This is a genomic window from Nostoc sp. UIC 10890 (genome assembly GCF_054786515.1).
Map to the genome: position 1 here is coordinate 1 of NZ_JBSGKF010000116.1, position 1,913 is coordinate 1,913.

The window sequence follows — 1,913 nt, forward strand, 5'->3', positions numbered from 1 at the left end:
TCTAGCCCATTTACGGGGTGGGCGAGGTATCGAGTGCTACGTATGTACGGAGGACACAGCGAGAGGCTGAGGGCGAGAGTACTTTCGGCGTAGCCGTGCTGCTGACCATCCTACAACCTACAGAGGAGGATAGCAACGGCGTAGCCGCAATAGGAAAAAATAAAGTAGTCGGTAAATTCTGGTTCGGCGTAGCCACCATAGAGTCGATAAAAACGGCGTAGCTGCTATATGAAAATTCTCTGATTCAGCGAAGCTGCCACACAATATAATAGTCCGGCGTAGCCACAATACTAAAAAATAATTCAGCGTAGCTGTTTTAAGTAAAATTCTAGATTCGGCGTAGCTGTAATAGGCAGATTTTTTAGCATTAGTTTGGATAAGAATACCAGCGAAGCTGCCACACTAAAAAATATAAGGCGTAGCCGTAATACTAAAAGGTAATTCGGCGTAGCCGCAATCGTCAATTTTTTTTAGCATTTTGAAAATAAATTGGGGAAACTTATTTCAAATAGCCGATAATTATCAGTTAATCGGGATTCACAAGATAACCATGAGTGAACATCAGAATTCAGAAGTTATTACGAAGGGCAAGATTGATAAAGCCATCAATCTGCTGAAGGAGCAGAAGCCGAAAGAGCGAGAGGACATCTCAGACAGAGAAGCTGTTCGCAAGATGAGGCGATATATCGAAAAACTGACCTCTGATAAGTATGGCTATAGTTATGATGAAGTGTCAGAGATGTTGAAAGGGCTAGGCATTAACTTGAGTGGGGGACGAATCAAGTATTTATTGGGTGAGGTGAAGAAAAATACTCGTCGCCGTCAAAAAACTTCGTCAAGTGACAACAGCAGTACATCATCAAGTATTGCTGCTACTCTGAATCAGCCAACAGTGCTAAATACTGCGCCTGTTCAAGCTAGTAGTGAAACTAAGTCAATACCTGTAACTAGTACTCTGGGCAAGACAAAAAATAAACAGTCAGCAGCGCAGCAGCAATCGGCACAATCAAAATCCTCCTCTGAAATAAATAACTATACCTTTGAGCCAAAACTTTATAGTAACGAAGAATTATAAACTGAATTGATGATGACTAAAAAAAGCAGTCTTTCAGTCGAGGGGGCAGCGTTCAATAAGAGAATAGTCCTGTGTACTGGAGATAAGGGAGGCACAGGTAAGAGTACTGTGGCTCGGTTTCTCTTAGATATGTACTTAGCAAATAATATACTAGTTACTGCTTATGATTGCGACTCTAGCAATCCACAACTCTGGAGACACTATAACTATAATGTGACTGGTGGGGTCAAAACGCTCAAATTCAATCAACGGGCTGTCAATGAAGTTTTCTTAAATGATTTATCGACATTAGCTCCTGTTGTATCACTAGTGGATTTGCCACCTGGAGTTGGGGAATATTTTAAGGATTTTGTTCAAGATATTGAATCGGCACGTCTTGGTTATCGCATCACTATGGTATGGGTGCTAGGTCGTGTTAAAGACAGCATCATCCGACTTAAACAGCTAATAGAATCTTGCGGCAATCAAGTTGATTACGTAGTGGTGAAAAATTTGTACTGGGGCGAAGATGGTTTCACCAGATACGACAAATCTAAAACCAGAGCTGCTGTTAATGAGCTAGGAGCAATCGAGCTAAATTTTTTTCCTCTTATAGATCCGGTTTATGACAAAATTGACGAGCTAGATTTAAGTTTTAGAGAAGGACTATTACATCAGAAATTAACGAGCAGCAATAAAGCTAGGTTACGTGTGTGGATACAAGAGAATGAATCCGAGTTTGTAAAAGCAGCAATATTTTTATCACTTGTTGGAGTCTAGCCAAGAGAGGAGGAAACTCTAATGCGCTTAATTAGGATAGCGGAGGGGAGAGAGCCTAACTAAAATTTGAGTCAAAAAA

2 protein-coding genes are annotated in these 1,913 nt (G+C 40.8%); both read left to right on the forward strand.

Features of this window, described 5'->3' with window-relative positions; translation table 11 throughout:
- Positions 1-550 precede the first annotated feature (550 nt).
- Positions 551-1,075, forward strand: a complete 525-nt coding sequence (locus ACWATR_RS39645) for a hypothetical protein (RefSeq protein WP_460345764.1) — start codon at positions 551-553, stop codon at positions 1,073-1,075.
- Positions 1,076-1,084: 9 nt separating this feature from the next.
- Positions 1,085-1,834 carry a P-loop NTPase family protein gene (locus tag ACWATR_RS39650; RefSeq protein WP_460345767.1) on the forward strand — a complete coding sequence of 250 codons (750 nt, stop codon included), beginning with the start codon at positions 1,085-1,087 and terminating at the stop codon, positions 1,832-1,834.
- The last annotated feature ends 79 nt before the right edge of the window (positions 1,835-1,913 follow it).